The organism is Stenomitos rutilans (assembly GCF_059505485.1).
Genome location: NZ_JCACKR010000090.1, coordinates 440942 through 467392 on the forward strand (window position 1 = coordinate 440942; position 26451 = coordinate 467392).

Annotated in this window: 29 protein-coding genes and 1 riboswitch; of the genes, 14 read left to right on the forward strand and 15 right to left on the reverse strand. The window is 50.9% G+C overall.

What is annotated here, in order from left to right:
* Nucleotides 1–76: 76 nt before the first annotated feature.
* The gene (locus AC5JLP_RS18080; RefSeq protein WP_496069326.1) at nucleotides 77–1030 is read right to left on the reverse strand and encodes a helix-turn-helix domain-containing protein; all 954 of its coding nucleotides are present in this window, start codon (nucleotides 1028–1030) and stop codon (nucleotides 77–79) included.
* Between the two features lie 349 nt (nucleotides 1031–1379).
* Between AC5JLP_RS18080 and hppD the strand changes: the two genes are divergently transcribed.
* Nucleotides 1380–2534, forward strand: coding sequence for a 4-hydroxyphenylpyruvate dioxygenase (gene hppD, locus AC5JLP_RS18085; RefSeq protein ID WP_496069327.1), 1155 nt, complete (start codon nucleotides 1380–1382; stop codon nucleotides 2532–2534).
* Here the strand turns inward: hppD and AC5JLP_RS18090 are convergent.
* Nucleotides 2515–3135 (reverse strand): CPP1-like family protein, encoded by a 621-nt coding sequence (locus AC5JLP_RS18090; protein WP_496069328.1) that lies wholly within the window; start codon nucleotides 3133–3135, stop codon nucleotides 2515–2517. The genes hppD and AC5JLP_RS18090 overlap by 20 nt on opposite strands.
* A 447-nt stretch (nucleotides 3136–3582) precedes the next feature.
* On the opposite strand from AC5JLP_RS18090, the gene AC5JLP_RS18095 reads away from it, so the two are divergent.
* Both AC5JLP_RS18095 and AC5JLP_RS18100 read left to right on the forward strand, forming a co-directional pair.
* Nucleotides 3583–4299 (forward strand): response regulator transcription factor, encoded by a 717-nt coding sequence (locus AC5JLP_RS18095; RefSeq protein WP_496069329.1) that lies wholly within the window; start codon nucleotides 3583–3585, stop codon nucleotides 4297–4299.
* Between the two features lie 24 nt (nucleotides 4300–4323).
* Nucleotides 4324–5067 (forward strand): response regulator transcription factor, encoded by a 744-nt coding sequence (locus tag AC5JLP_RS18100; protein ID WP_496069330.1) that lies wholly within the window; start codon nucleotides 4324–4326, stop codon nucleotides 5065–5067.
* A gap of 145 nt (nucleotides 5068–5212) precedes the next feature.
* Here AC5JLP_RS18100 and AC5JLP_RS18105 read toward each other — a convergent pair whose 3' ends face one another.
* The 5 genes from AC5JLP_RS18105 to AC5JLP_RS18125 all read right to left on the reverse strand — a co-directional run bounded on the left by AC5JLP_RS18105 (nucleotide 5213) and on the right by AC5JLP_RS18125 (nucleotide 10549).
* Complete coding sequence (locus tag AC5JLP_RS18105) at nucleotides 5213–5452, reverse strand: 2Fe-2S iron-sulfur cluster-binding protein (RefSeq protein WP_496069331.1); 240 nt, start codon at nucleotides 5450–5452, stop codon at nucleotides 5213–5215.
* A 256-nt stretch (nucleotides 5453–5708) separates the two neighbouring features.
* Nucleotides 5709–7187, reverse strand: coding sequence for an alpha-amylase (locus AC5JLP_RS18110; RefSeq protein ID WP_496069332.1), 1479 nt, complete (start codon nucleotides 7185–7187; stop codon nucleotides 5709–5711).
* Nucleotides 7188–7312: 125 nt separating this feature from the next.
* The gene (locus tag AC5JLP_RS18115; RefSeq protein ID WP_496069333.1) at nucleotides 7313–7930 is read right to left on the reverse strand and encodes a DUF1003 domain-containing protein; all 618 of its coding nucleotides are present in this window, start codon (nucleotides 7928–7930) and stop codon (nucleotides 7313–7315) included.
* A gap of 535 nt (nucleotides 7931–8465) precedes the next feature.
* A complete protein-coding gene (gene cobQ / locus AC5JLP_RS18120; RefSeq protein ID WP_496069334.1) occupies nucleotides 8466–9941 on the reverse strand; it encodes a cobyric acid synthase CobQ in 1476 nt (491 codons plus the stop codon).
* A 197-nt stretch (nucleotides 9942–10138) separates the two neighbouring features.
* Nucleotides 10139–10549, reverse strand: coding sequence for an Npun_F0494 family protein (locus AC5JLP_RS18125; protein WP_496069335.1), 411 nt, complete (start codon nucleotides 10547–10549; stop codon nucleotides 10139–10141).
* A 408-nt stretch (nucleotides 10550–10957) separates the two neighbouring features.
* Nucleotides 10958–11095: riboswitch (guanidine-I (ykkC/yxkD leader) on the forward strand.
* A 220-nt stretch (nucleotides 11096–11315) separates the two neighbouring features.
* Here AC5JLP_RS18125 and AC5JLP_RS18130 point away from each other — a divergent pair.
* From AC5JLP_RS18130 to AC5JLP_RS18150, 5 genes are all read left to right on the forward strand, one after another.
* Complete coding sequence (locus tag AC5JLP_RS18130) at nucleotides 11316–12371, forward strand: ABC transporter substrate-binding protein (RefSeq protein WP_496069336.1); 1056 nt, start codon at nucleotides 11316–11318, stop codon at nucleotides 12369–12371.
* 131 nt (nucleotides 12372–12502) lie between these two features.
* Nucleotides 12503–13357 (forward strand): ABC transporter permease, encoded by an 855-nt coding sequence (locus AC5JLP_RS18135; protein ID WP_496069337.1) that lies wholly within the window; start codon nucleotides 12503–12505, stop codon nucleotides 13355–13357.
* A gap of 186 nt (nucleotides 13358–13543) precedes the next feature.
* A complete protein-coding gene (locus AC5JLP_RS18140) occupies nucleotides 13544–14320 on the forward strand; it encodes an ABC transporter ATP-binding protein (RefSeq protein ID WP_496069338.1) in 777 nt (258 codons plus the stop codon).
* A 177-nt stretch (nucleotides 14321–14497) separates the two neighbouring features.
* Nucleotides 14498–14935: a bis(5'-nucleosyl)-tetraphosphatase gene (locus tag AC5JLP_RS18145; RefSeq protein WP_496069339.1), complete on the forward strand. Its 438-nt coding sequence runs from the start codon at nucleotides 14498–14500 to the stop codon at nucleotides 14933–14935.
* A gap of 122 nt (nucleotides 14936–15057) precedes the next feature.
* Nucleotides 15058–15270 (forward strand): hypothetical protein, encoded by a 213-nt coding sequence (locus tag AC5JLP_RS18150; RefSeq protein WP_496069340.1) that lies wholly within the window; start codon nucleotides 15058–15060, stop codon nucleotides 15268–15270.
* A 215-nt stretch (nucleotides 15271–15485) separates the two neighbouring features.
* Here the strand turns inward: AC5JLP_RS18150 and AC5JLP_RS18155 are convergent, their stop codons facing one another.
* Nucleotides 15486–15758: a hypothetical protein gene (locus tag AC5JLP_RS18155; RefSeq protein ID WP_496069341.1), complete on the reverse strand. Its 273-nt coding sequence runs from the start codon at nucleotides 15756–15758 to the stop codon at nucleotides 15486–15488.
* Nucleotides 15759–16023: 265 nt separating this feature from the next.
* Between AC5JLP_RS18155 and AC5JLP_RS18160 the strand changes: the two genes are divergently transcribed.
* The 4 genes from AC5JLP_RS18160 to AC5JLP_RS18175 all read left to right on the forward strand — a co-directional run bounded on the left by AC5JLP_RS18160 (nucleotide 16024) and on the right by AC5JLP_RS18175 (nucleotide 18912).
* Nucleotides 16024–16473, forward strand: coding sequence for a peroxiredoxin (locus AC5JLP_RS18160; RefSeq protein ID WP_496069342.1), 450 nt, complete (start codon nucleotides 16024–16026; stop codon nucleotides 16471–16473).
* Nucleotides 16473–17156: a DUF3593 domain-containing protein gene (locus AC5JLP_RS18165; protein ID WP_496069343.1), complete on the forward strand. Its 684-nt coding sequence runs from the start codon at nucleotides 16473–16475 to the stop codon at nucleotides 17154–17156. Before AC5JLP_RS18160 ends, AC5JLP_RS18165 begins: the two co-directional genes overlap by 1 nt.
* Before the next feature lie 265 nt (nucleotides 17157–17421).
* The gene (gene tsaB / locus AC5JLP_RS18170) at nucleotides 17422–18066 is read left to right on the forward strand and encodes a tRNA (adenosine(37)-N6)-threonylcarbamoyltransferase complex dimerization subunit type 1 TsaB (protein WP_496069344.1); all 645 of its coding nucleotides are present in this window, start codon (nucleotides 17422–17424) and stop codon (nucleotides 18064–18066) included.
* Between the two features lie 69 nt (nucleotides 18067–18135).
* A complete protein-coding gene (locus AC5JLP_RS18175; RefSeq protein WP_496069345.1) occupies nucleotides 18136–18912 on the forward strand; it encodes a Uma2 family endonuclease in 777 nt (258 codons plus the stop codon).
* A gap of 66 nt (nucleotides 18913–18978) precedes the next feature.
* On the opposite strand, the gene AC5JLP_RS18180 is transcribed toward AC5JLP_RS18175, so the two are convergent.
* Nucleotides 18979–20115 (reverse strand): ABC transporter permease, encoded by a 1137-nt coding sequence (locus AC5JLP_RS18180; protein WP_496069346.1) that lies wholly within the window; start codon nucleotides 20113–20115, stop codon nucleotides 18979–18981.
* A 762-nt stretch (nucleotides 20116–20877) separates the two neighbouring features.
* Here AC5JLP_RS18180 and AC5JLP_RS18185 point away from each other — a divergent pair.
* Together AC5JLP_RS18185 and hemJ are read left to right on the forward strand one after the other, a co-directional pair.
* Nucleotides 20878–21078, forward strand: coding sequence for a DUF2811 domain-containing protein (locus AC5JLP_RS18185; protein ID WP_496069347.1), 201 nt, complete (start codon nucleotides 20878–20880; stop codon nucleotides 21076–21078).
* A 113-nt stretch (nucleotides 21079–21191) separates the two neighbouring features.
* A complete protein-coding gene (gene hemJ / locus AC5JLP_RS18190; RefSeq protein WP_496069348.1) occupies nucleotides 21192–21779 on the forward strand; it encodes a protoporphyrinogen oxidase HemJ in 588 nt (195 codons plus the stop codon).
* A 355-nt stretch (nucleotides 21780–22134) separates the two neighbouring features.
* Here hemJ and psaC read toward each other — a convergent pair whose 3' ends face one another.
* The 6 genes from psaC to AC5JLP_RS18220 form a co-directional block, all read right to left on the reverse strand.
* Entirely contained in the window at nucleotides 22135–22380 is a 246-nt protein-coding gene (psaC, locus tag AC5JLP_RS18195) for a photosystem I iron-sulfur center protein PsaC (protein ID WP_106255483.1), read from the reverse strand.
* A gap of 338 nt (nucleotides 22381–22718) precedes the next feature.
* Entirely contained in the window at nucleotides 22719–23018 is a 300-nt protein-coding gene (locus tag AC5JLP_RS18200) for a DUF3143 domain-containing protein (protein WP_496069349.1), read from the reverse strand.
* A 30-nt stretch (nucleotides 23019–23048) separates the two neighbouring features.
* On the reverse strand, nucleotides 23049–23672 hold the full coding sequence (locus tag AC5JLP_RS18205) for a J domain-containing protein (protein WP_496069350.1): 624 nt from the start codon (nucleotides 23670–23672) through the stop codon (nucleotides 23049–23051).
* An 88-nt stretch (nucleotides 23673–23760) separates the two neighbouring features.
* Nucleotides 23761–23985 (reverse strand): hypothetical protein, encoded by a 225-nt coding sequence (locus tag AC5JLP_RS18210; RefSeq protein WP_496069351.1) that lies wholly within the window; start codon nucleotides 23983–23985, stop codon nucleotides 23761–23763.
* Nucleotides 23975–25426, reverse strand: a complete 1452-nt coding sequence (locus AC5JLP_RS18215; protein ID WP_496069352.1) for an O-antigen ligase family protein — start codon at nucleotides 25424–25426, stop codon at nucleotides 23975–23977. The genes AC5JLP_RS18210 and AC5JLP_RS18215 overlap by 11 nt, the downstream gene beginning before the upstream one ends.
* Nucleotides 25427–25480: 54 nt before the next feature.
* Complete coding sequence (locus tag AC5JLP_RS18220) at nucleotides 25481–26362, reverse strand: YaaW family protein (RefSeq protein WP_496069353.1); 882 nt, start codon at nucleotides 26360–26362, stop codon at nucleotides 25481–25483.
* Nucleotides 26363–26451: the final 89 nt, after the last annotated feature.

The following is a 26451-nucleotide window of genomic DNA, read 5'->3' on the forward strand; positions in this document are numbered from 1 at the left end:
CGGGTGAGGGATTCAAGACATTAATTCTCTAAGGAAGGGCCTGTAGGCACATGGATAGATGAGCGATCGAGGGCAGCTAATTAGGTGTGTTTGGCTTTAGTTGATCACTGGGAAGAAATGTGGCATCTTTCACCTCACCCAGTTCGCCCATCCGCTTTGCTTCGCCCTGGTTGTAAGAAAGAGACACCGCTCCAGCATTACCCGCTTGTAGCACGAGCTTTTTTCGTGCTGTCCACGTTTTTTGCTCACCTTTTTTCAAAATGCCTTCATACTCAGTCTTACCATCAGCAATCACCTGAAACCAGGAATCGTCAGTTAAATTGACAGCCACTTGAACAGGCGAGTCGGTTTCTGTCGTAGCGGTAGACTTGGCAGAGGCAGTCGGCAATGGACTGTCCGAACTCTGCGGCGATTTGATCGGCGCTGTTGCAGCACTGGGCGCTGGTGACGGCGATACGGAATTAGCTTTAGGCGCTGGCGCTTCTGCGTTTTGTGCCTCGATCGCAGGCTTAGGACGATTGAGGAAATTAAGCAAACCAACCCCAATGAGAAGTATCACGACCGTTCCTAGCAAGATCCAAGGTAGATTAGAGCGCTTTGTAGCATTGGCACTGCGCTGGAGAGTCTCTAACGGTATCTGGATTGGTTCTACAACGGTACCTACCGCTATTGGCTCAGCGGCTGGAGGGTCAACCCGTGATTGCTCAAGGGAAGGGCGTTCCGAGGAGGGATGCGCTGCCTCTGGCACGTTTCGCTCAACCAGAAACGAAGCCTGTGGCGTAAAGGTTTTAGCCAGGGCCATGCCGTCTAGCCCGATCGCGTCGGCGAAACGACGAATGAAGCCCTGCACAAAGACAGGTTCAGGCAAACGCTCTACTTGCCCGTCCTCAAGCGCTTGCAAAAGACGCTGCGGAATGTATGTTTTGACCGCAATTTCGTCTAAAGAAACCCCCCGGTCTTTGCGCTCTCGACCGAGGTACGCACCGATCGTTCTAAGTTGCTCCACCTGTGTGGCATCGAGCTCCTTCATGAATCTCCCTTACAATCCTTTCAAACTCGTGTTGACTCTGATGTTAGTAAAGCAGCCTGATGTCAATGCGTAAACCCGCAAAGAGCACAGCGCTGGTGAAAATCCTGGCACGATCAGTATGATAGAGAGACTGTAAAGAACTGTAAAGTTCATGCAAGAAAAAGTAACAAGGATCTGAGACTTATCCTCTAGCAAAGGAGTTAGTGCCGCAATTGTCAGAGGCAACGATTGCAGATGAATGAGAAGGTCGAGTGCTGCCTTCTCAATTTCACTACTAGAGAAAGACTTGTATGTCAGCATGACCAGCGAGAATTGACACTCGAAAGCGTTTTTCTTGAGTTCACGTTTTATGAACATTGATCACGTCTGTTTCTATGTGAGGGACGCGATCGCGTCCCGTAACTGGTTTATCCAAAAGTTGGGATTTCGCCCAGTAGAAAGCAGTGCGAGTGGTCGTTGCACCATTGAAATTGTCCGTGCAGGCGCAATCTATTTTGTGCTAAGTGCAGCGACAGACGCTTGCAGTCCCGTTGCTAGGTTCTTGCAGCACCATCCTCCTGGTGTTGCCGATGTCGCATTTCAGGTCGAGGATATCGAAGCCACGATCGCTCATGCCGTGCAACAGGGCGCAAAACTACTTCACCCCCTGCAAACGCAAGTGCAGGCTCAGGGAACGTTAAAATGGGCAACGCTTGAGGCTTGGGGCGATCTCACCCATACCCTGCTAGAGCGTCGAGGGCTAACCTCACTACTCCCCCAACTCGCCGACACCTCGGCAAACGTGCTTATCGAGCCAGCCTGTATTGTAGAGTCCTCCGGTAAGCCAGCGGAACTGTTTGTGGGCATTGATCACGTCGTCTTAAACGTAGCCGCTGGAGCACTGGAACAAGCCGTCAACTGGTACGAACAGGTACTCGGCTTTCATCCCCAGCAAGGTTTCACCATTCAAACAACTTACTCGGCCCTGTGCAGTCGCGTGATGCGTCACCCTTCCAGTGGAGTGCAGTTGCCTATTAACGAACCCGCTTCATCAAACTCTCAAATACAGGAGTTTCTGGAGGTCAATCGCGGCCCCGGTGTCCAACACATTGCCCTTGAAACGACCAATCTGGTGCAGGCGATTGCCCAACTGCGGGAGCGGCAACTATCGCTGATTCACGTACCACCAACTTACTACGCACAATTGCGGCAACGCGCTGGGCTATCTTTGCCAGAAGCCCTACTCCAGCAGCTAGAGCAGCAGCAAATCTTAGCCGACTGGCAGCAAGAGCAGCAGCAAGCGGTCTTGCTTCAGACATTCACCCAGCCCATTTTTGCGGAGCCAACCTTTTTCTTTGAACTGATTCAACGCCAGACGCTTGGAACGCTTGATCGCCCAGAACGGGCACAAGGGTTTGGAGAAGGCAATTTTCGCGCCCTGTTTGAAGCGATCGAGCGCGAACAGATGAAACGCGGCAGCTTACACCCCATTTCCACCGCAGAAACTAGCGTAGAAAGCTACTGACCAGCCACAAAATCACGAAGGTCACAACACTCACAAAAGCGTTTGCATTCAGCCCAATGCTGGCAATTTGAGGCAGCAGCGCCGTCCCCAATAACCCTCCCGCCAAGAAGCCAACGACCAGCCCCAGCAGGCCAAGCAGTACCGTTCTGCCAAGCTTGCGCTCTTTACGATAGAGGAAATAGAAACTTGTGCCCATCCCCAAAATCAGCGCCATCTGTATCACATTAGCGGTAGGAACAGCAATCACCAGGGCACTCAGCGCGGTCAAAATACCTGCTGGCAGCAGCACATCCGTCAAACTAGGTGTGTCAATCAACCGCTGTAGCCAAGCAGTCCCTTGATTCGCGAGTACGGGTGGCGGACTAGCAGGCGGCGGTGCTGCTTTTTCAGGAAAGCGGATGCGATCGGGCACCTTAATTTTGCCTTCCTGCCGCAGACGTAGCCGATCCATTAACACGGCATCATAAGCGGCTTCAATGCTTTCTAGCTGCTTGCGATCGCCTTGATGTTGAGTAAACAGCCGATCACGAGCATCCTGAATTTCCTCAAAGCTGGAAGCCTCTGTTACCCCAAGCTGTTCGTATGGACTTTGGCTACTCATGATTTGCTTCTCCACCTCTATCCCAAGCTAACTTAGTCTGATACCTGTTCACAAGCATTTTTAGAATTGATCACCAAATTTTAGCCCTACAGCCTTGGGCGGCGATCGTCCCCTTTTTGACCCATTCTCTAACACCCATCAGGATTGTCCGCGACACACCGCCAAAGCTGAGTCATACTATTGCTGATAAGCGTGCGGATTGGAGGCGGTATGCTCTGTATTAGCAAATGAGGTAGAAAGCAATAGAATGTTGCTGTCGTAAATTTTGCTGCCGAGGGCATACTGAACTTAACCATCAACCAGCTTATCGACAATTGACTAGAATGTTGGATGCGCAACTTGACTTAGCATAATGTCTTCTCAAGGTTGTGTAGCTATCTTTCTCACACGGCTTCGCGACTTTACCTGTCCAGCTCCTATTCCTTCTCCAAACGCAAGGTTATGGCTATGGCTCCAGCCAAGATTCTCGTAGTTGATGACGATCCTGCAATCCGGAATCTGATTCATCGCTTCTTAACCAAGCAGAATTATCAGATGGAATCAGCAGAGGATGGTAAGAGTGCATTAGCAACGTTCGAGCTATTTAACCCCGATCTGGTGATTCTGGATGTAAACCTGCCAGATGCCAATGGTTACAATCTTTGCCAGGAAATGCAAAGCCGCACCAACGTCTTTATTCTTATGCTGACGAGCCGTACTGACGAGGCCGATAAAATTAAAGGCTTCTCGCAAGGCGCTGATGACTATATCACTAAACCGTTTAGCTTAGGTGAGTTAGGCGTGCGAGTCGGCGCAATATTAAAACGCCAACGTCCCGTCACTTCCGCAGAGCAGCAGTGTCTCATCTTTGACCAACTGATGATTGACCCCGTGCGTCGCGAGGTGAAATTCAATGATGACATTATTCCATTGACAGCATTGGAATTTGACTTGCTCCATTTTCTAGCCAGTCATCCTGGCCGCGTGTGGCGACGCGCTGAGCTGATTCAAGAAGTCTGGGACTACGAATACGTCGGCGATCAACGAGTGGTTGACGTACACATTGGTCAGATCCGCAAAAAAATTGAGATTGATACCAGCCAGCCAGCTTTGATTCAAACGGTTCGGGGTGTCGGCTACAAATTTGAGGCACCTGGCTATGGCAAGCCAGAAGCCAGCGCCTAGTAAAAAAATCCAGGTAATGGGACTATGACGAACGTGGCGACAGTAGAGACTAAGAAAATTCTGGTGGTCGAGGATGATCCAGCGATCCGCAACCTTATTCAACGCTTTCTGAACAGCAAACAGTCCTATCAAGTGAAATCGGTAGGAGATGGTAAGAGCGCGATCGCCAGCTTTAAAGAATTTGACCCCGATCTAGTCATTTTAGATATCAACTTACCCGATACCAATGGCCTGCATCTTTGCCGCGACATGCAAGCCGCTACGAATGTTTGCGTCCTCATGCTCACCAGTTCTACCGACCAAGCTGCGAAGCTCAAAGTGCTGGCTGATGGTGCGGATGACTACATGACCAAGCCGTTTGATTTGGAAGAATTGGCCGTGAGGGTTGAAGTTGTGTTGCGCCGCATGCGAGAGCGTACATCCCTCCAGGAAAAGCCTCTGCTGTTTGCGGGACTGATGATTGACCCACCCAGGCGGGAAGTGAAGCTCAACGGGGAACTGGTGCGGCTCACAGCGCTAGAATTTAACCTGCTGCATTTTCTGGCTAGCCATCCGGGACGGGTGTGGACACGTACTGAACTCATTCGTGAAGTTTGGGGACACGAATTTGTAGGCGATCCCCGTGTGGTGGATGTGCACATTGGTCAAATTCGTAGCCACATCGAAGTGGACACCAGCCAGCCTATGCTGATCCATACGGTGCGTGGTGTAGGCTACAAGTTTGAAGCAGCCGACGCCGGAGCGCAGGAAGGCAGTAGCGACTCCTAGTACGCTCTAACGAGCACGTAAAACCTAGACTAGACGCCTTCAGGTAAGAACCTTACAGGCAACGTCCTTACGGCCATCTCGAAAGCAATTGGGCGGCTCGGTTCCTCTTCCCTGAGAATTTAAAGTTTGACAGCGTCTCGTACCCCTACCAGGTGGGATCGGCGTAGAGGTTAACGGTCAGGCGCGATCGCCCGTCTGGCACAGCGCTAATGCAGCTACAAACGGATTCTTCGCCGTCTAGCTCCACCTCACAGGCATGGCAAGACCCCATTAAACAGCCTGTTGGGATCGACACACCAGCGCGATCAGCCACCCTTAGCAGCGATTCCCCCGGTTGCGCGTCGATCGTGACATCGTTAGGCAAAAAGTGAATCCGAACGCTCATCAATGGAAAACTCCTGCACTGCAAGGTTGCTAAGACTCCAGGAGTCAAGCGTGCTGATGTTTCCTGATTTTAGCGCGTAACGCCAGACTCCTGAGGGGTGACTGCCTGACAGTTTGCTGTCAGGAGTCCTTATTTCCACTAGTAGTCTGTCAAGATCAACAGTGGTGGGTAGGGTGCGACTGCGTGGATGCGTCAACGAGCCGTTCAGCACAGACACTCCTCTACCCATCGACCCTATTCATTTAAAGTTGATCTACTAGGGTTGAGGCACCCATACCGAGACAGAACCTGCATCGCAGCGAAAATCAGCCCATCCCTCATCGTTGGTTGTAACGGGTTCGCTGATGTGTTCGGTGATGTCAATGTAGGTACGGTTGGGTTGTCCCACTTCCATCCACTTGGTGCCTTCACCACCATTGCTAAGCACCACTGCCATCCCACCAGGGTTTTCGTCGTTGCCTAAGCGAGTCCAGCCGATCGTATTGGCATGATCGAAGTAATCGTACTGGTCGCCATAGGCATAGGTTTGTCGAGCATACAGGAATTTATCGATAATCCACTGATGGCTGTCGAGCCAAATTTCGTACTCATTACCATCGCGCCCAGTATCTTTGTAATGAGCACCATAATAGTCAGCATAGAAGAGGCAGGGATAGCCTTCGCTGCGGAGGAGGATGAGGGCATAGGCCAACGGTTTAAACCACCCCTCGACCACAGACTCTAACGCCTGTAGGGGTTGAGAATCGTGGTTATCCACCAGGGTCACGGCTAGGGCGGGCTGATCCTTCACCAGAGTGTTATCAAAAATCTGCCGCATGTCGTAGTCATTGCCCTGCTTGCTCGCAACGCTAAAGTTGTAGTGCAAGGGCGCATCAAACAACAGCACATCGCCACCCGTAACTTCAATAAAATGGTGAAGCGCTTCTACTTCATACGACCAGTATTCACCGACCGCAAATAAGTTGCGACCAGCATGTTTACGACAGTGATCTAACCATTCTGGAAAGAAGCCTGCTTTAACGTGCTTCACAGCATCGAAGCGAAAGCCATCAACGTCAGTGGTATCGACAAACCATTCCCCCCAACGCTTTAACTCATCGCGAACTTCGGGTTGCTCCATGTCCAAATCGCAGCCCATCAGGTAGTCAAAAGCACCCTTCTCCAGATCGACCTGCTCGTCAAATTGCTTGTCTTTGAACAGGTAGACAGCGTTTTCACCTTCGTTATAGACGTTATAGTCTACGGCATCGAAATGCCACCAGTGCCACTCCATCTCAGAGTATTTGCCTTTGCGGCCAGGGAAGGTAAAGTGCGTCCACACTTTAATGGTTTGCATGTCGCCGATCGGCTGGTTGCGATCGTCCGGGTTATAGGGCGTTGCTTCGACCTCTTCGGGTTCATCTGCGCCGAGCTTGTGGTTAAGGACGACATCTGCATAAACGCGTACACCTGCCTCTTTTGCAGCCTTAACCGCCGCGATGTACTCTCCTTTGGTGCCGTACTTGGTTCGCACAGAGCCTTTCTGGTCAAACTCACCGAGGTCAAAGATGTCGTAAACCCCGTAGCCGACATCGTAGCCGCCGCCTGTGCCTTTGTAGGCGGGGGGGAGCCATACAGCGGTAACGCCTGCCTCTGCCAGCCCTTTGACCCTTTCAGCAAACTCTTGCCACAGTTTGCCATCGGGTGGGATATACCAATGGAAGTACTGCATCATCACACCGTTTAACTGAGCCATGTATATCCTCTAGTAAGATTGATTGTTAAGTTTAATTGTGACCAGAAGTACTATATCTGGAGTATGTAACCGCGTTTCTCTACCAGGAGATAGAAACGTCAACGGCTTACATCGTGGCGATCGCATCAAGCTTGTTCTTCTGTGGGAGATAGCCCTTGGGCCAGGTTCTCCTGGAGTGCATCCAGCACGGCGATCGGATCAGCCGCTTCTTGCATGACTTCCGCTTCTGGATCACGTCGATCGCTAACCTCTGGCAAATCAGCTCGAAGTTCTTCTAACAGCGCAATGATCTTGGCAATTTTCTGCTCAGAAAGCAAGTTGAGCTGTAGCATCAGTTGCGATCGCTGTTCCGCAAAGTTTTCCTGGCGCGTTTGTCGTACTAGCACTCCAGTTGAAATGACGAGAGCGGCGGCATCTAACCCCTGCGACGACCAATGAAACGGGGGCACATGAAAGGGCAACAGAGATTTAAACCCACTGCCTACAATCCAAAGCGCCAGGATGATGAGCAAGCTATAAAGAAAGGTCGATCGACTAAAGAACGTTGCGATCGCCTCCAGTAAGCGCTGGTGAGCTGGAATCTCGCGCACGTCCTGGTTGTGTAGTGCCGTAATCGCTTCAATATTGCGGGTGACTGGGTCTGGCAACGGCGCTGTAAGCACTGGGTGGCGAACTGCTTTCACGTTGCGTGCATGAGTGGCTGCATGAGCCGATGCCTCGGTACTGTTGTCTGCGCTGGGCATGATGATGTCACTCGTAAAGCTCGATGCCCCGATTATTGCGTAGAGTTGTGGTTAACTGTGATTGTGCGCTGGCTCAATGTCGTATGTGGCTTTGGAGCAACAGTTGCTTGGAGTACGGGTACTTGAGTTGAATCGGCGTGGAGAGCATGTCGCATCCTTTCTACTCAAAGATCATGAGAGGTTGTAGATGCTCGATCGTTATCACCATCCATTCAGGCGTAGCGATTCTTTACCAAAACATGAAGAATATCTAAACGTTCACACCTTTTCAGAAGCTTTGACTGTACCGTTTGTAAACATAGGACAAACGGGTACGTTGCACCGAAAGGGTTAGGGATTCTAAGCGCGCCAGCATAAGGGTGCGCTTATTTTGTGGGTAAAGGTGATACGGGCGATCGGTGTCCATGCTTCAGCGCTGAAGTATTTGAAAGCCCCCCCCTCAAAACCTCTCTTGCAGTCTTCTTGCTAGAGAGAGCATGGCTAATCTGCACCTTTTGAGTTTGCGACCTCCCAGATGAAGCTTAAGACGCTCTTGCTAGCGGTCTTGCGGTAAAACAGCCGACAGATTCAAGTGTGGCTCAACGGCATCAGCAAGGGCATTCAGCATCAGTTCGCGCTGTTCGCGATAGTTGGGCACACCTGTAGGAAGAGATTTTAAGCCGCGCTGCTGCCGCAGACGATTAAGCCAAGCGCGCCGCCAAGGGCCGTTGTCAAAAATGCCGTGCAGGTAAGCTCCCCAAACAGATTGTGTCTCATCCACAACGCCTAAATTAGGGTCGTCAAATAGCTGCTGGATATTTTCGCCTTCAATGAGGCGAGTTCTACCCTGGTGAATTTCGTATCCTGCAACGGGTAACCCTTCTTGCGGAAAGTTGGACGTGACAAGACGTTGTCGGGCCACCTTCTGCCCAGCAATGACAGTTTTGAGCGGCAACAGTCCTAACCCTTTGTAGCGGCCTTCGTGGCCTTCAATGCCTTCTGGGTCAGCCAAAATTTTGCCCAGCATTTGGTAGCCACCGCAAATGCCCAAAACTGTACCACCAGCGGCAACATAATTTTGGATTTCTTCTGCCATGCCCGTTTTATGCAGCACGATGAGATCGGCGATCGTCGTTTTAGAGCCAGGAATAATCACCGCATCTGGGTGCCCCAAGGACTGTTTGGGGCTGAGATATTTGACCGAAACGGTGGCTTCTGACTCTAGTGGATCAAAGTCCGTAAAGTTGGAAATGCGCGGCAGTCGAATGACGGCAATGTTGAGGTCACCTGTGGGATTGCTAGAGCGACCATCAATGAGGCTCAGAGAATCTTCGGCTGGAAAGCTCTGGTCAAGCCAGGGGATTACCCCAATCACTGGAATGCCTGTGCGTTCCTCTAACCATTTGATGCCGGATTGCAGCAGCGATCGCTGTCCCCGAAATTTGTTGATGACCACACCTTTAATGAGCGATCGCTCGTCTGGATCGAGCAATTCAAGGGTGCCAACGACATGGGCAAACGCACCGCCACGATCGATATCCACGACCAGGATTGTGGGTGCATTCAAATACTTAGCAATCCGCATATTGGTTAAATCGCGGTGCTTAAGGTTAATCTCTGCGGGACTACCTGCGCCTTCACACACCAGCATGTCAAACTCTTCACCGAGGCGACGGAGCGACTCTTCGATCGCCTGCCAGCCAGTATCAAAATATTGTTCGTAATACTCAGCCGCTCCTACCTTGCCAACGGCTCTGCCCTTAATGATCACTTGAGAGGTCATGTCTCCCTGAGGCTTGAGGAGAATGGGGTTCATTTCGACCCAGGGTGCTACACCAGCCGCCCACGCCTGTACTGCCTGTGCATGACCAATTTCACCACCACTGGCTGTGACATACGCATTAAGCGCCATGTTCTGCCCCTTAAAGGGAGCAACTCGCCAGCCACGACGGCTAAGAATCCGACAGATAGCCGCCGTGATTAATGATTTTCCTGCGTGGGAGGTGGTACCCACAACCATAATGGCTTTCATGCAAAACCCTCGTGAGACAGACTAAAGGCTAGAGACTGCACCTTGCTGCTGGGCGGTAAACTGAAGGCAAACCAAGCCATCGAGCCGAGCGGTACAGCTAACAGCAAAACACCCGTAGGAACCCATGTTTCCAGTTCATCCTTCATCCTTGCTTCCTAAGTCTTGATCTATTTTTCTCTAATGCATTGCCCTGGTCGTTATATGGGTAGACGAAACCAGCGGTTCCAGTTGTGCTGAAGGCGATCGATGAGCGTTGGCGTCATGCAAACAGAGCCTCCCTGAGTTTGCCATTTCTGCACCAATTGGCGGCCCAGCGGTGTGACTCGAAAACTATCGGTTAACCCCTGTCCATCCACTTCTCGTCGCAACAGCCCCACCTGAATCAACCAGAGTAGCTCTGCTTCAGCAATCAATTCTGAGAGAGGCGTTTGGGTGTACTGGTTTTCTACTCCAGAGTGCCCCGAAATTGCAGTGAGGGAAACACTTTGCTGCACCATTGTCGTAAACAAGTTGAGCTTAAAAGGGGCACAGCGCATGGCCTGCTCCGCTCGATGCACCGTTTTATCGGGGTACTCAATGATGTGCCGAATCCTAGAGTTAGCCGTCATTGCTATTTGCTAATACAGTATAAAGTTTAGATTTGAACGTTTAAGTTGGCACTCAATGCGACCAAAGCTGGCGTACATAATAGAGATGCACTAGCTATAGAGGTGCATTAGCGAGGCTAGCTCCTATCTTATGCGTTTTATTTGGGTTGCGCATGGGTTTAGCTGTGCCACAGGGCAGATTGAGCGGTTGAACGCGCGATCGCAGAGAATTCCGTTGCATTCGATACATCTTTTCTCAATCTGGGTTGCTAAAAGTACTTTAAAGCGCACTGTATACAAAAACGTTGCATCGCCCTGTCACTCGTGGCTTTTTAATCGATGAGACTTTAACAGGTGCTGTTCTCTCACTCGATCGGCAGCTAACTGGATTCGTTCCATGCGGTGAAAGTCGATGAGCTGACCCAACAATTTAACCGCTTCTAGGGTTCCAGTTTGAGCTAACGCTTGGGCGATCGGTCCGAGAGAAGCAAGCCAAACTGGGTTTCATGCTTTGAATGACATCAAAGCGCTTTATTGGCTACACGGCGGGACAAAAGCCCGGGAGGAACAAGTAACCATGCTTTATGGTGCTTGCACTTTCGGGTTTTTTGCTGCTTCTACCTCCAGGCAACTGTATAGTACCTCAGACAATCATCGTTGTTCGTGCTACTTGCTCCTTAGCGCTTAAGGAGATCACGACCTTAAGCTGCCATAAAAACCAACAGACAGAGAGTAGACAGTCAATCCATTCCGTTTTGCCATTTTTGCTTTCTCGCGAGGACACGCAATGAAATTTCGATCGCTACTTCTCAGTGCAGGACTTTTTTTGGTCAGTCTAGCGCTGATTGTAAGCTGCTCTAATCCAGCCAGCCAGATGTCTACTCAATCAGATGGTTCGCCTCCACCATCCGGCAGTACTGGCAGTGCGACTGTACGGTTAGGGTTTAGTGCATGGCCCGGTTGGTTTCCGTGGCAGGTCGCTCAGGATGAAAAAGTCTTTGAGCAAAACAAGCTCTCTGTAGATCTGAAATGGTTTGATGGCTACCTGGAGTCCATCAATACGCTCACTGCGGGGCAGATTGATGCTAACTCCCAGACTCTAAATGACACCATTAGTGCGGTTGCAGGGGGTGCTGACCAGGTTGTCGTGCTGGTAAATGACAACTCTACTGGAAACGACAAAATTATCGTGCGCGAAGGCATTAATTCGATCGCCGATTTGAAAGGGAAGAAAGTCGCAGCAGAAGAAGGTACCGTGGATCACTTCCTACTGCTTTTGGGGTTGAGAAAAGCCGGTTTGTCCCCGAAAGATATCAACTTCCAACCCCTGGAAACTGGCAAGGCAGCGGCGGCTTTTGTCGCCGGACAGGTGGATGCTGTTGGCGTTTTCGCACCGTTTACCACTCAAGCACTCAAGCGTCCCAAGAGTAAGGAACTGTTTAGCTCAAAAGAGTTTCCAGGAGCGATCCCTGACCATCTGGTCTTCACGCGCAAGTTTGTGGATGCCCACCCCGATCGAGTGCAGTCAATGGTGGATGCTTGGTTCGCGACTCAGGATTACATTAAAACTAACTCAGACAAAGCCATTGAAATCATGGCTAAACGGGGTGGCGTTTCTGTCGCTGAGTACAAAGACTATGCAGGCGGCACCAAAATTTTTACCGTAGAGGAGAATCTGAAAGCCTTTCAGCCTGGTAAAGACATGACATCACTCATGTTTGCAGCTCAGGAAATGTCGCGGTTTCTCACTGATGTTGGTCTGGCAAAGACGAAGCCAGATTTGGTAAAGCTCTTTGACGATCGTTTTGTCAAAGCCTATGCTGCGAAGGCAAAGAAAGCTTGACAACGTGATTGATTGTTGTTCGTTGTTAGAAACTGGCTCTGCTATTGACTGGCAACGAACGACACAGCCACGCCTTCAAATCCAGGTACGGTTACGCCAGCGTCCGTTACTCCCCTCAACACCACAACACCATGAGTCCATCTAGCGCACCGATCAAGCCGAGCGGCACGACCAAACCAGCAACATCTTTGCGATCGACCACGTTTTGGCGTCTCGCTGAAGACATCCCATCATCAATGACCTGGGGTTTAATGACCGCTTCGATTTTAGTGCCGCTGGTGCTGTGGTGGCTTGTGACCACATTCGGCACGATCGATCCCAAGTTTCTACCGTCTCCCGCCAATGTCATTGCTGCCTTTCAACGGCTCTGGAGCACAGGCGATTTACAGAAAGATACGGTAGCTAGCCTCTGGCGAGTGGGTGTTGGCTTTTTCCTTGCGGCCTTGGTTTCCATTCCCGTTGGGGTGTTAATGGGTAGTTTTGCCAGCATTCGCGCCCTGCTGGAGCCGCTTTTTGGGCTGGTACGCTATATGCCTGCGCCAGCTTTCATCCCCTTGCTCATTCTGTACTTGGGCATTGGCGAGGAGCCTAAAATTATGCTCATTTTTATTGGCGTATTCTTCTTCAACTCCCTCATGGTGATGGATACCGTCAAATTTGTACCGAAAGAGTTGATTGAAGCTACCTATATGCTAGGTGGAAACCGCTTACAGACGCTGTTACAGGTAATTGCGCCCTATGTGCTGCCCGGTATTATTGATGCCTGCCGCATTAACCTGGCAGCCGCATGGCAGCTAGTGATTGTCTCTGAACTGATCGCCGCCACAGAAGGGTTAGGTCGCCGGATTAGCGTTGCAGGGCGCTTTCTCAGAACTGACGAAATTTTTGTGGGGCTGATTGTGATTGGAGTCATCGGCTTAGCCTTTGACTTGCTGTTTCAGTACTTCTTGCGCGTTTCCTGTCGTTGGGCAAGCCAGAAGCGGTGACGTAGGGAGTGAGGGGTAAAGAGCGAGGTGTGAGTTGAGCAATCAGCGGTCAGCTTCTAGCCTTTAGCCTTCATCCCTTAGTTCTTACCCTCTGCCTTCCGCCTTTTGCCTCCTTTAAAATTCGGATGCAAAACTCAAGACGCTTCCAGCCACACGATCGCGATTAACCACTTTAGAGGTCACTCTATGTACTTACAAATCAACAAACTGAACAAAACCTTTGAGACCGGACAAGGAACACTGGTTGTCTTGAAAGACATCAACATGGTGATTGAGCAGGGCGAGTTTATTTGTGCGGTTGGCGCATCAGGCTCTGGTAAATCGACGCTGTTGCGGCAGATTGCGGGACTCGATAGTCCGACAACAGGGGAAGTTAAAATCGATCATCAATTGGTCACGGGGCCGGGGCCTGATCGCGGGATGGTGTTTCAGCATTACACCCTGTATCCGTGGATGAGTGTTCAAGAAAATGCTGAATTTGGCCTCAAACTTCAGGGCCTGGGCAAGAAACAGCGGCAAGAGAAAGCCAGCTATTACCTGAGTGTGGTAGGGTTAGCAAAATTTGCCAAGGCGCTTCCCAAAGAGCTATCGGGTGGGATGAAGCAACGGGTCGCGATCGCCCGTGCCCTTGCCTCGGAGCCAAAGGTTTTGTTGATGGATGAACCATTTGGTGCGCTCGATGTCCACACTAAAGAAGCGATGCATGAATTTATGCTCAATCTCTGGCAACGCACACGCATCACAGTCTTTATGATTACCCATGACGTGGAAGAGGCCGTCTTTCTGTCAAATCGCATCTATGCATTGGGGGCACGTCCAGGAACCGTTAGAAAAGAAATCGTAGTGAAACTGCCCGAACGCAGCCATGCCGTCAAACGTCACGCCATTTTTCATGACTATCGGGATGAACTCATGGAATTACTGCGGAAACACGGGCAAGAAGCCGTCGCCATCGCTGCTTAATAGCATGATTATGGTTAAACTGGGTGGGCTAGCACGATCGCGGCTCAGAGACATTCAGAACCACACGCTAAACGGTTGCCTTTGCTGGTGACCGCATAGTTGGTATACACAAACCTCTAACCAATTGCTATAACTGCTTCAATACGCTCAAAACGCATCACGTTCAATCCGCATCGCATGGCTAATTCAACCATCGCTAAAGATGAAGCCTTTGGTATTGTGCCCATTCTCCAAACGGCTCACGAGCAGCAGTTCCTTTTAATTCAGCATCACGCAGGCCACTGGGGCTTTCCTAAAGGGCATGCTGATCCGGGAGAATCTGCCCTGCAAGCCGCATGCCGTGAGTTTGTGGAAGAAACTGGCATTTCGGACTACACCCTGATTGAGGGCATCTCGTTTTCAGAGCAGTATCCCTTTACTCGCAGCGGGAGGCGCTTTGAAAAAACGGTCATTTACTTCCCTGCATGGGTAGAGACCACGACCGTTCAGTGTCAAGCCAAGGAGATTCAAGCGTATGTGTGGGCTGAGTACGAGCAGGCGATCGCCAAGCTAAGCTTTGATGGTGCGAAGCAGGTTTTGCGCGATGTGCAGAAATATTTGCAGAGTAGAGAGTAGGGAAGCAGAGGGAGCGGGGGAGGCAAGGGAAGCAGGGGGGATGTGGAAAACGCAACGTAGTCTTTAATTCCTTCCCCTTCATCCCGGCTCTTATTGGCATATGACATCGAAGTGTACACTCAATGCCTAAATTTACCTGTGAGTGCGGGGAGCCGATTCATCTCCGTGCAGTTCCCCACTCTCAAACCTTTGCTTTAGCTTGGGAACCACACATCGAGACATTTATGAACGAGTTGCTGACACTGCATCAACAAGCAACGTCCGATGACGAGTTCTATCGCCAAGCTTATCTGCGTTCTACCGCCGATCGAACACTCGACGTAATCCAGAGGTGATTGAATGCTCAGAATGTGGTCGTCTGATCGTTTTTGCGAAACCCGGTGATCGCTGGTCGGTTATGATCTATGTGCCCGAAGCTGATCGCTGGAGGAGACGTATTCGTTAAGGGTGCTGATGGAAGGGAGGCATATTTCAACCCAAGCTGCCAATGATGCGACACCATTTGAAGAAAGTTGAGTTTAGTGCCTACCTTTACGAAGAATCGCTGGATTCAGATAAGCGGATCGAATTGTCCGCGATCGAGCAGAATTTCGCCGTAGTCAGGAATCCAGACAAGCCACTGCTGTTCGGACTGTTGGCAGAGAAGTAAGGCTTCGTCTGAGCAATAGGTCGTTGGGAGCGATTGCAGCTTGACCCATGTGGAAGGCGCGATCGCCGTTGGAGATATATTCCTCGCTATTGTAGAGCCAGAGGAGGAATGCTGAAAGGCCCACTCCAGCGATTGTCGCTGAAGGCACCGTCGAAATTCAATTTCTAGTCTCATCGCTCGTCTGCTTGTTGCGCTCAGATTCAGAAGACGTGTTGCGGGGCGATCGCTCTCTTGGTACAAAAGCACCACGAATAAAGAACAACACACGCAACCAGCCAGAAATTAAGGCGCAAACGTTAATTTCGTATTATATGCTACAAAACTTTCTGGTAGTTGTGCTGTGTTTGTTTTAGAACGTTACGTACTGCCCAACACCCACCAATGCCACCCAATCGGTATTACAATCCGTAATGATCCCGTAACGCAAGGAAGTGAACCTATGCCCTTATCTGTGGGTGATACCGCTCCAAATTTCACCGTTAAAGATACGATCGGCAAGACGGTTACGCTGTCTGAATATGCAGGCAAGACTGTCGTGTTGTACTTCTATCCCAAAGACGACACCCCTGGTTGCACAAAGGAAGCGTGCAGCTTCCGAGATAATTATGAGCAATATCTCAGTCAAGGAATTACGGTTTTTGGGGTGAGCCTCGATGACGAACTCTCGCACCAACAGTTCACTGAAAAATTTAACTTGCCGTTTCCGCTACTGGCCGATGTGGATGGCGCGATCGCCAAAGCCTACGACGTAATCATGGAGCGTAACGGCACCCTTTATGCCCAGCGCGTAACCTACGTCATTGGTGGCGACCGTAAAATCGAAAAAGTCTACACCTCGATCCAGACAGAAACCCACGCCAGCGATATTTTGGCGGAGATTGCTGCCTGATGCACGCCCTGTCGATCCCTACCTGGGTGATTCACATCTCTAGCGTCATCGAGTGGATTGCAGCCATCTGGCTCATCTGGACGTATGGCGAAGTGAGCCAGAATCGAGCTTGGTGGGGATTGTCGATCGCCATGCTGCCCGCCCTCGTGAGCGCGATGTGTGCCTGTACCTGGCACTTTTTTGACAATTCGGCATCCCTAGAGTGGCTTGTGACCCTGCAAGCCGCCATGACCGTTGTGGGAAACTGTACACAGATGGTTGCCGCGTGGTGGATCTGGCGATCGACCACCGTAGAGCGATCAGCCAGTAACTCGACGGCTTTAAACACCCTCATGCCGTTACCGCTATTGCTCCTTCTGCCGTCCGTCTTCCCAATTGCTAAAGAAACGCTATTTGCCGTTTCCCTCTTTCCTTATCTAGGCTTTCTCTGGTTTCTCACCCGTTCTGAGCAAACGCCACGGCTGGCCTTGATTGGGTTTTATACGCTGCTGGTGTTTGTCGCCATCACCATTCCCGCAGGGATTTATGCCAAGTCCGCTTATGGTGCAAATTTGGCCGATGTGGATTGGCTTCACGGTGGCGCAGAATCTTTTCTGACGCTCTCCAACATTCTGGTCGTGCTGGGCTTTCGGCAAGGCATTATTGATCGGCAATTAGAGCGATTAGTCGATCAAAAGTCATAGGTGAACATTAGTTGCTAGTTGTTTAGGACTTACGCATTTTCCCAAAAAGCCCCCAGAGTGGGGGCTTTAATTGTCTCGGTTCCCCCTTTCTTGTAGCTTGCTTCCCAAAGGGTATGCCCAAAGGGCTATGAATTGAGGGCTAATGGGGCAAAGATTGACCGCTTTTACGTAAATCCTATTGTTAATTGTTAGCAGAAAATTGACAGCTAATCGCTGACGCTGAACTAGCGCGAAACTCAAAACTGATCACACGAGGTTTCCACCATTGATCGGTAATTCTGCCCAGTACGGGTTAGCCTTGCATACTGCCAGTCCAGAGTTAGGCTTGGCAATGAGCAACTTTGCAGGAGACGATCGTACTCAAGTCTGGGACTTGGGGCGCGACTTATCGACCCATCTGCACGTCCATCTTGCTGCTTTTCTAACCCCTCAAACCTGGAAAGATCTGGCGTTTCTTGCTGTGGCGATTGGCCCTGGAGGGTTCACAGGTACTCGTCTTGGCGTGGTGACGGCACGAACTCTGGCACAACAGTTAGCAATCCCCTTATTTGCTGTCTCGACACTAGCAGCGTTAGCCCACGCAGCAGTGTTAAACCCAGCAGTAGAAAAGGCTTATCCTCATCTTGCTGTGCAGATGCTCGCTCAGCGTGGGGAGGTCTTCGGCGCAATCTATCAACCCACATCCGATGGCCTACAAGCCCTGATTCCAGACGCGGTGATGAGTCTGACAACCTGGCAGCAGACCCTCTCAGATTGGCATGACCCGTACCATCTCCTCCGGGCAGAGGGTGGACTGGGAGCCTCAGTTTCTGGCGTTTTGGCGATCGCCCATCAGCAGTGGCAGCAGGGACAAAGACCCCATTGGTCCGCCGCGCTTCCGTTTTACGGGCAGCATCCCGTCACCCTCTGAGCGCAGCAGACTTTGCAATGTTAGTGTAAAAGAAAGACATTACCCTCAGCAGTTTGCAGCGTTTCAGCTATGGTCACTCAACTGCCAGCTTCCCAAACATCAGGGCTTCTCTATCCCAGCAGCGACGGCCAATCAATGGCAGACAACACCAAGCAGTTTCGGTGGATTGTTGTCATTCAGCAAAACCTGGAGTGGTTGTTTGCTCACCAGGAGACTGTTTTTGTGGCTGGCGATCTTCTCTGGTATCCCGTTGAAGGCGACCCTAAAAGCCGCATGGCACCAGATGTGATGGTGGCGTTTGGCAGACCAAAGGGCGATCGTGGTTCCTATCAGCAATGGTTGGAAGCCAGCATACCACCTCAGGTTGTGTTTGAAATTCTTTCACCAGGTAACCGAGTCACCAAAATGTTGGAGAAACTACGCTTCTACGAGCGTTACGGCGTGGAGGAATATTACATCTACGACCCTGATGACATTGAGCTAACAGGTTTGACCCGCTCTGGGGAAGAGTTAGCAGTCGTCAATCAGATGTCTGGCTGGGTTAGCCCTCGACTCGGCATTCGGTTTGATCTCTCTGGAGACGAACTGCAACTCTATCACCCTAATGGTGCACCCTTTTTGAGCTACGTCGAAATTGCCCAACACGCTGAGCAGGAACGTCAACGTGCTGAGCAGGAACGTCAACGTACTGAACAAGAGCGTCAGCGTACTGAACAAGAGCGTCAACGCGCCGAGCAAGCCGAGCAACTGGCTAGTCAAGAACGCGATCGCGCTGACCAGGCTGAGCAACGAGCCGCGCAACTGGCATCGCAACTGAGAGCAATGGGGATCAATCCCGACGAGTGAGCTTGATGATGACAGTTGTCTAGTGGCGATCGCGTCAAGCAACTCAAGCCATCACAGCTTCATCACTTACCGTGAGATGCTACGCGGATCAAGCGCATCCCGTAGCCCATCGCCCAGCAAGTTAAACGCCAGCACGGTAAGAATGATTAGCAGAGCGGGAGGCCAAATCAGCCAGGGTTGCAACACCAGAATTGAGGCATTTGTCGCTAACGACAACATATTGCCCCAGGATGGATCGGGCTGCTGAATGCCTAAACCAATGAGACTCAGAATCGATTCTGCCACAATGAAGTCTGGGATTGAAAGCGTCGCCGAAATCACGACATAGCTGGCAGTTTGAGGCAATACATGACGCAGGATGATGTAGAGCGATCGCCCACCCATCGCTCGCGCTGCCTGGACAAATTCACGCTCTTTAATGGACAATACCTGCCCGCGGATCACCCGCGCTAAGCCTGCCCAACGAATAAAGGACGTAATCAAAATAATGAGCAGAAAGCGTTGGGCGCTGCTGAGCCCCGGTGGCAAAACCGCCGCCAGGGCCACTAACAGATAAATGCTGGGGATGGTCATTAACACTTCGACCAGTCGCATCAGTACGCTGTCAATCCAGCCGCCAAAGTAACCCGAAATGCCACCCACCAGCAGACCCAATGGAAAGGAAATGATAATACCAACTAGCCCAATGCTGAGGCTGATGCGTGCACCCTGTAGCAACCGACTAAACTGGTCGCGGGCTTGTTCGTCAGTACCTAGGAGGTTGAACTTCCCTGCTCCTGCCGTGCCAAATAGGTGCAGCTTGCCGGGAACGCCGCTGAACAGCTCCACTTCGTCAAATGTGGGATCGGTGAGCGAAAACTTGGTGGGCAGCGGTAATTTGAGTTGAAACAGATTGTACTCATCACCAATGACAAAAAGTTGCAGCGGCGATGGTTTCGTGCGATCAACCACTAACTGCCGATCGCCTGTGTTTAAATCTACAGGCCCCTGCGTTGTGGGATAAACATGCGGGCCAACAAAGGCTCCAGATTGATCCTGCCAATAGATCTGAGTAGGTGGCAACAGCGCTCCATCTTGCTGGGAGATGTACGGATCGTAGGGGGCAATGAATTCAGCGCCGATCGCAGCAATATAGAAGACCAGCAGCAGCACTGCACCGAACCGAGCCAGAGGGTTCTTCTTAAGTCGTTGCCACCAATTCATGTTGTAGAAAGTCTCAAAGATAAATCGGAGAGCATCTTGATAGGGTAATTAGCCTTTGTAGGATCGTACTCCAAAATTGGAGAGCGAGGGGGAATCGGGGAATCGGAAGTAGGAGTAGGCACTAAGAGTGGGGCAAGCAGGGAAGTAGGGGAAGTAGGGGAAGCAGAAAGGGCTACACCGCGATTCCTCTGCCTGCCCTCGCCCCAATCCTGCTTTCAAACGTTCTAGAATCCTGACTTTTCTTAGGTTTTGCAATTCTTATCCTTCACCAGAGTTTTCCCCACCCATTCCACAGGCTTTCCACAGGTTTTCCACCAATTTCCACAAGTTTTCCACAAGCTTTCTGTCCTTTTCCACAACCTCGAACGGTAGAATCGAGCTTCCATGTCTTTAGCAGGGCTGAAGCGATCGCAGGAGTAAATCTGAGAATCACCGCTGCAATATTAAGTAAGATTGCGGGGATCATGCGCAAATGTCGATTCTTCCGTTAGTCTTTCTCGGCTTAATAAGGACGTCCTGGAAACAGGCGCATTGACAACGCGGCCTGACTCTAGGCACAATGAGGCACTTACCCACACAAGCGCTTTGAGATTGGCCTGAAGGCGGTCTTTTCTACAGCAAACTGAGCGCCTGCTAGTATTCGTGCGTCAGTTTGCAGCGGTAGCGCTTTACTTGTGCTGCTTGCTTTTCAATCAGGGTGCGAAGTTGAATGTATCTTGCCCACGTTAATGCCAACTTGCCCAAGCATCACCTGAGGTTCTCATGAGCACGACCGTTAGCATCCTGGCAGAGATTCCTGAAGAACTTCATACGGCACTTACCCGATATCTGGAAACCCATCCCGATTGGGATCAAGATCGCGTCTTTGCGGCTGCACTGTCCCTCTTTTTATTGCAAAATGGAGACTGCGATCGTCGCGCTGCACGGGTTTATTTGGATGCTCTGTTTAACCATGCCGTTTAGCAATTGCAGATTTACGATTATTAAGTTTAAAATCACAGACTGCGAGAGTCACCACTCTTGATACAGTGTAGAAATTGAAACTTTAACATTTGAGCGTTTTAGAGGGCTGATTCATGGCTTATTACTGGTTCAAAGCATTCCACATTGTGGGTATTGTGTGCTGGTTTGGGGGCATGTTTTATCTGCCGCGCCTGTTTGTTTACCACGCCGAAGCAAGCGAACAGCCTGAACCTGCTCGCAGCATCCTGAAAAACCAGTATCAGATCATGGAAAAGCGCCTCTACAGCATTATCATGACCCCGGCAATGCTGTTGACTGTGGCGATGGCGATCGGGCTAGTGACCACCGAGCCAGATGTTTTGAAGCAACCCTGGATGCACGTTAAACTTGCCTGCGTTGCGCTCTTGCTGGGCTATCACCACTACTGCAAACGGCTCATGAAGCGGCTAGCCGCTGATGAGTGCAAGCTGAATGCACAGCACTTCCGCTGGTTTAATGAAATTCCCACGATCTTCTTTGTGGTCATTGTGCTGTTGGCTGTGTTCAAGAACAGCTTGCCAACAGATCTTACCGTTTGGGGCATTGTGGCAATGGTTCTAGGCTTTGCGATCGCCATTCAGCTTTACGCTCGTAAGCGTCGCTTAGCCAGAGAGCGTGCTGCCGTGGAGTCGGACGGTTTACTGAGCAATGCAAGTTCTTGAGTCTTATTAGTTGTTGGAGTAACGACTCGTATAGGTTTCGAGGAAGTTATAGAGGAATCCTTTGGCAGCTTTGCGACTTACCATCTTTCTAAGCTTTCACTTATTTCTCTAGCAAGCGTTAGACCAGCTATGTATATGACCTTTCATCCTTAAACTTTAGCTGCCGTTGCAAAAAGTCATGAATTAGATGCTTTGATGTCTAGCTCATGACTTTTTATTGAATCGCTACACTTAACGTCGTTAAGCTAATAGGCTCTGTCGTAACAAGAGCGATTATTACAAAAACAAAAAAGGGAGCGATCGCCCCCTTTTGCTTTGAACCCACATGGATAAAACAAACGTAATAAAAACGTTTCTAATAAGCCAGACCCATACTGCGGGTTGTTTCGGCTCCCAGATAGACCCGAATGCTTAAGAAGTCTGTAGGGCAGGCAGTTTCGCACCGCTTGCAACCAACACAATCTTCTGTTCTGGGCGATGAGGCAATTTGACCTGCCTTGCAGCCATTCCAGGGAACCATCTCTAGAACGTCAGTAGGGCAAGCGCGGACGCATTGGGTGCAGCCAATGCACGTGTCATAGATTTTGACCGTATGAGACATATTATGAAGGGCTCCAAATGAATGCTTGATACTTTGCAGCATCGATCAGCCAATTTAATGGCAGATTGAGCCGCTGAAGGCTTTAGAGTCAACGCCAAGTGTACATCACCACCAGAACGCTCTCCGAGAGAAGGCTGCAAAACTTCAAAGAATGTAATAGTTGGGGCTTGGATGTTACCGCCCCTGGGGTTGAAACACTTCTCCCATTACCACCTTCATTGGCATTTGTGGCAAATAGTCTGAGGATGGAGTCAGAAGCCAACAGTCAGAAGCTAGGAGCCATAACGCATGCTGGCTTCTGACGGTACAAACCCGTCGTGTATTGCACTTTAAAGCGCTTATGGCCCTGCAAAGACAGCATCTTCAATGTCTTGTCGGCTCAACGAGTATTTAAACGATCGCTGCACGGTATAGTCATTGTCGTTTGGCTCCTTGTAGCGCACCGTGAGTTGATCAATATCCAGGCAAAGCTCAGCTTTCCAACTAGAGTGCTGAATGTGCCAGCAGTGCCGCTCAGAGCGATCTTGTTCGCATCCTTTGACCCGCAGCCATTGCTCAATCTCTGGTAAGGGATGGTTGTAAAGGGGCGTATCAGCAGCAGGAAGTGGCATTGATATATTACGAGGGAAAGAGAACATAGGTATTACGCATGAAAAACCACAGGTAGGCTAGGGGCTATTGCTACTCTCTGGTAGAGCAACGTCAACAGCAGGAGTCTCTGGTTGGCCTGTTGCAGCTTGACTACGATCGCTGGAGACCGTTGTGATCTCCTGTTGAGGTGTTTGGGTCTGCACTGTGATTGGCTGCAAAACCGCTTCACCTCTGGTAATGCCAATAGCGATCGCTAATACCAGGCAGCCCACAAACGTCAAGCCCAAAATGAAGAGGGCAAATATTTCTCCAGGTGAGAGAGGACGGTCAGTGGGGTCAAGATAGGCCGATGAAGCACGCACTGTGCGGGTCGAAGCCTTTTGCTCAGCACCCAGGGTTGGTTGCACTACAGGCACGATAGAGTAGCCAATCTTGCGATCGTACACTGCGCGGCGTTCAGGGCTGCTCAGCGTCGCATATGCCTCGTTGAGTTGCTGGAATTTGGCTGTGGCGATTGCAGCCGAAAGCGACGTAGTATCAGGATGATAGAGCTTGCTTAGATCTCGATAGGCTTGGCGGATTTCGCGGACAGAAGCCGAAGGATGCAACCCCATCAATCCGTAATAACTTGCAGCCACCACTTTTTGATGTAGTGCCCGCCCCCCTTCATTCTCTTGTGGAGTCGCCCGATCCTGAGTCACGCGAGAATCCTATTGTTTATCGCTTTAACGAGCTTGATACTTTTAACGAGCTTAAACGGCTTCTGCTTATTGTAACTGGGTTACGGATTCAGAGCCAAGGAAGAAGAAAGGTAAAAGGCAGGAGGAGGAGGCAGAAGGCTAAAGAAGTTGTTGGTTGTGTAGCCCGTTGGACATTCAAGAAAAGTTGTTGGTTGTTAGAAGCAAACTGGACAGTGGCGCATTGAAAGATGACCGCTATGGCTGATAGCTGACGGCTGGCCACTGATGACTGATCGCCAACTGCTGAACCCTTAATCAACTCTTCATCCTTCATTCCTCCTTCCTTCCTTCTTCCCATAAACCACTCCCGCGATCGCGGCTAGCAACAGCCAACCGAGTAGATTGATGCGGACATCAAACAGGGTGATATCTAGAAAACTAAACAGAGTACAACCAACAAAGGCAACGAGGTAGCTGAAGTAAAGCAGGCGATCGCTCACGTCACTGGTCGTCATGCGAGCAAGGGGAGGCTGGGCAACGAGTAGGAGACTGCCTTGAACGACAACCCAACCCACTAAACCAAAAAACAGTAGAGCGGCGGGAATACCCGTTTCAGCCGCTAGCATCAGCAGTAAATTGTGAGGATGCCCAATGAAATATTGCATGTGTGCTTGATACAGTGGGCTGAAGTTGCGTAAGCCCCAACCCATCAACGGATGCTGCTGAGCTAACGACCAGGCAAACTGCCACTGCGTACTGCGGAGTTGCGCTACGGGACGATCGGTATAAAGCTGGTCTGTCAACCGCACCCAAAAAAAAGCGGGGACGATCGTCCGCAGCCAAGCGCGCAAGGGCACCGGAGCAAACGCTGCACCTAGCGCGCTGCTCACAACAACGCCTACCCCGATCAGCAGCCAGCGCCAGCCTAAATACAGCGCATAAGCAAGACAGGCAAAAACCGCGATCGCCCAGGCATTACGAGAATTAGTAAAGATCAGTGCGATCGTGTTACCGAGAACCGCAATCGTGAGGAAAATCTTTGTGGAGAGGGAGTGGGGAGTGAGGAGTGGGGAGTGGGGATTCTGTTCATTCTGGCTCCTTCTAACGTCATTAGCTCCTGCTGCGCTTGGGTAGCCAACAACGTCAACTCCTGACTCCTGACTCCTGACTCCTGACTCCTTTCTTCTCCAAAAGGCTTCTATCCATAACCCCAGACTCAATGTCAGCGTGACTGCAAGATAGCTTGCCAGCACGTTTGCATAGAAGAAAATTGATGCCATGCGACCAGGAGGCGTGCCTGTTAGATCGATCGTCCAGTTGACGATCCAAAGGTTTACGTGCCCTGCCAGACCGAAAAACTGCTGTCCCAGACCGATCGCCACCACAGGCACAGAACTCATCACCAGTAGCCATGCCAGCCGCCGCAGTTGAGCAGGAGACCGAATGAGTTCACTTAGCCCTGCAAAGGCAAAAAAGAACGGCAAAAAGTTAAAGAGACCCAAAAGCGCATCTGTACGGCGATCCGCAAGAGCTGTACTGAGTAGCATCAGCAAGGTCAGCCCTGCCCAACCCCAGTTGAGAGGACGGCGCACAATCACACGGAACTGCTGTCTCCAGGTGCCGATCGCCGCCACTAAAATGCCTAAGCTACCCAGCAGCGAGCTAAACGGCAACAGCAACACGGCCCATTGGCATACAGCCCACAGAGCTTGAAAGCGACGATCGGGATGGCGTTGCGTGAGTGCCCAGCGCTTCAACCAATGTTTGAATGTCATCGTTTGCCTACCCGGAGCCGATGGCAGCATCGTTGAGAATCTGGAGGACGATGGTTAAGCAAGTTCAAAGCATTCAGCACGGGTAAGGCGAATCTGGGCAAGAGCGTAGATGGTGGGGATGATGCGACCGTAGTTTGTGGCGATGGTCCGCCAGCCCAAGTCTGCCAAAAACCATGCCCACATCGCTGGCCCCACGACCGCAAAAATGCTGCGAACGGCGGTTAAGCGTGCCGCACTCAACGCCATCCCCCGACGAGCGGCCTGCAATGCCACATAGTTTTGCATCTGGGTAGTAACGATCGCACCACTCGCCGCCACTGCCTGCTGCGCCACCTGATAGGTTGCGAAGTGAATCGCAAACTGCCGTGTAATCTGCTGCAACAACAGCGGACGCAGTACTGAGCTGATGGCGATTGCGCCACTGCCCTTCACCAAGAGGCTCAGCGGATCTTGCTGAAGCGCCAGGGGCAGTTGAGGCAAGAGCTGAGAGTTGGTGAGCGATCGCTGTAACCGAATCGTCAACGCGCCTCGCTCAGCCGCAGGCAACTGTTTCCACGCACGCGACAGCAGTGATAAAAAAACTTCTGCTTCCAGATCGACTGTAGACATCGAACCCTGATAAGGCAATTTGAGATGCCGACAGACCTGGATCAAGATTTGGCGATAGGTCAGTCGCTGCGTCTTGCGGCTCAGTACCGTTACACCATCAGCCGCCAAAAACCGAAACCGTTCTTCTAAAGCATTCAACCAGGCTGAACGATCCTGACTTTGCACCGCGATCGGATCAGCAGCGTTCACATAATCTAGTGGATTAAACTTGGGGCGAAACAGAATCTCCGTCAAATCCTGCAACTCATCATCTGTTGCTAACTCCAACGCGGCTCTTAACTCATCCACCCCTCGTTCCTCCCCATCCACAAATTGACTCTGCTGCAATTATTCTATCTAATGGGGAGCGGAGTGAGGAGTCATACCAATTCCTTAAAGACCCGCTACGGATAATGCGTCCAGAATGGAACGCCAGC

Bases quoted from the DNA above. Each gene is read 5' to 3' on its own strand.
- AC5JLP_RS18080 (WP_496069326.1), bottom strand. From the start codon at position 1,030: ATGAAGGAGCTCGATGCCACACAGGTGGAGCAACTTAGAACGATCGGT.
- hppD (WP_496069327.1), top strand. From the start codon at position 1,380: ATGAACATTGATCACGTCTGTTTCTATGTGAGGGACGCGATCGCGTCC.
- AC5JLP_RS18090 (WP_496069328.1), bottom strand. From the start codon at position 3,135: ATGAGTAGCCAAAGTCCATACGAACAGCTTGGGGTAACAGAGGCTTCC.
- AC5JLP_RS18095 (WP_496069329.1), top strand. From the start codon at position 3,583: ATGGCTCCAGCCAAGATTCTCGTAGTTGATGACGATCCTGCAATCCGG.
- AC5JLP_RS18100 (WP_496069330.1), top strand. From the start codon at position 4,324: ATGACGAACGTGGCGACAGTAGAGACTAAGAAAATTCTGGTGGTCGAG.
- AC5JLP_RS18105 (WP_496069331.1), bottom strand. From the start codon at position 5,452: ATGAGCGTTCGGATTCACTTTTTGCCTAACGATGTCACGATCGACGCG.
- AC5JLP_RS18110 (WP_496069332.1), bottom strand. From the start codon at position 7,187: ATGGCTCAGTTAAACGGTGTGATGATGCAGTACTTCCATTGGTATATC.
- AC5JLP_RS18115 (WP_496069333.1), bottom strand. From the start codon at position 7,930: ATGCCCAGCGCAGACAACAGTACCGAGGCATCGGCTCATGCAGCCACT.
- cobQ (WP_496069334.1), bottom strand. From the start codon at position 9,941: ATGAAAGCCATTATGGTTGTGGGTACCACCTCCCACGCAGGAAAATCA.
- AC5JLP_RS18125 (WP_496069335.1), bottom strand. From the start codon at position 10,549: ATGACGGCTAACTCTAGGATTCGGCACATCATTGAGTACCCCGATAAA.
- AC5JLP_RS18130 (WP_496069336.1), top strand. From the start codon at position 11,316: ATGAAATTTCGATCGCTACTTCTCAGTGCAGGACTTTTTTTGGTCAGT.
- AC5JLP_RS18135 (WP_496069337.1), top strand. From the start codon at position 12,503: ATGAGTCCATCTAGCGCACCGATCAAGCCGAGCGGCACGACCAAACCA.
- AC5JLP_RS18140 (WP_496069338.1), top strand. From the start codon at position 13,544: ATGTACTTACAAATCAACAAACTGAACAAAACCTTTGAGACCGGACAA.
- AC5JLP_RS18145 (WP_496069339.1), top strand. From the start codon at position 14,498: ATGGCTAATTCAACCATCGCTAAAGATGAAGCCTTTGGTATTGTGCCC.
- AC5JLP_RS18150 (WP_496069340.1), top strand. From the start codon at position 15,058: ATGCCTAAATTTACCTGTGAGTGCGGGGAGCCGATTCATCTCCGTGCA.
- AC5JLP_RS18155 (WP_496069341.1), bottom strand. From the start codon at position 15,758: ATGAGACTAGAAATTGAATTTCGACGGTGCCTTCAGCGACAATCGCTG.
- AC5JLP_RS18160 (WP_496069342.1), top strand. From the start codon at position 16,024: ATGCCCTTATCTGTGGGTGATACCGCTCCAAATTTCACCGTTAAAGAT.
- AC5JLP_RS18165 (WP_496069343.1), top strand. From the start codon at position 16,473: ATGCACGCCCTGTCGATCCCTACCTGGGTGATTCACATCTCTAGCGTC.
- AC5JLP_RS18175 (WP_496069345.1), top strand. From the start codon at position 18,136: ATGGTCACTCAACTGCCAGCTTCCCAAACATCAGGGCTTCTCTATCCC.
- AC5JLP_RS18180 (WP_496069346.1), bottom strand. From the start codon at position 20,115: ATGAATTGGTGGCAACGACTTAAGAAGAACCCTCTGGCTCGGTTCGGT.
- AC5JLP_RS18185 (WP_496069347.1), top strand. From the start codon at position 20,878: ATGAGCACGACCGTTAGCATCCTGGCAGAGATTCCTGAAGAACTTCAT.
- hemJ (WP_496069348.1), top strand. From the start codon at position 21,192: ATGGCTTATTACTGGTTCAAAGCATTCCACATTGTGGGTATTGTGTGC.
- psaC (WP_106255483.1), bottom strand. From the start codon at position 22,380: ATGTCTCATACGGTCAAAATCTATGACACGTGCATTGGCTGCACCCAA.
- AC5JLP_RS18200 (WP_496069349.1), bottom strand. From the start codon at position 23,018: ATGTTCTCTTTCCCTCGTAATATATCAATGCCACTTCCTGCTGCTGAT.
- AC5JLP_RS18210 (WP_496069351.1), bottom strand. From the start codon at position 23,985: ATGAAGGATGAAGAGTTGATTAAGGGTTCAGCAGTTGGCGATCAGTCA.
- AC5JLP_RS18215 (WP_496069352.1), bottom strand. From the start codon at position 25,426: ATGACATTCAAACATTGGTTGAAGCGCTGGGCACTCACGCAACGCCAT.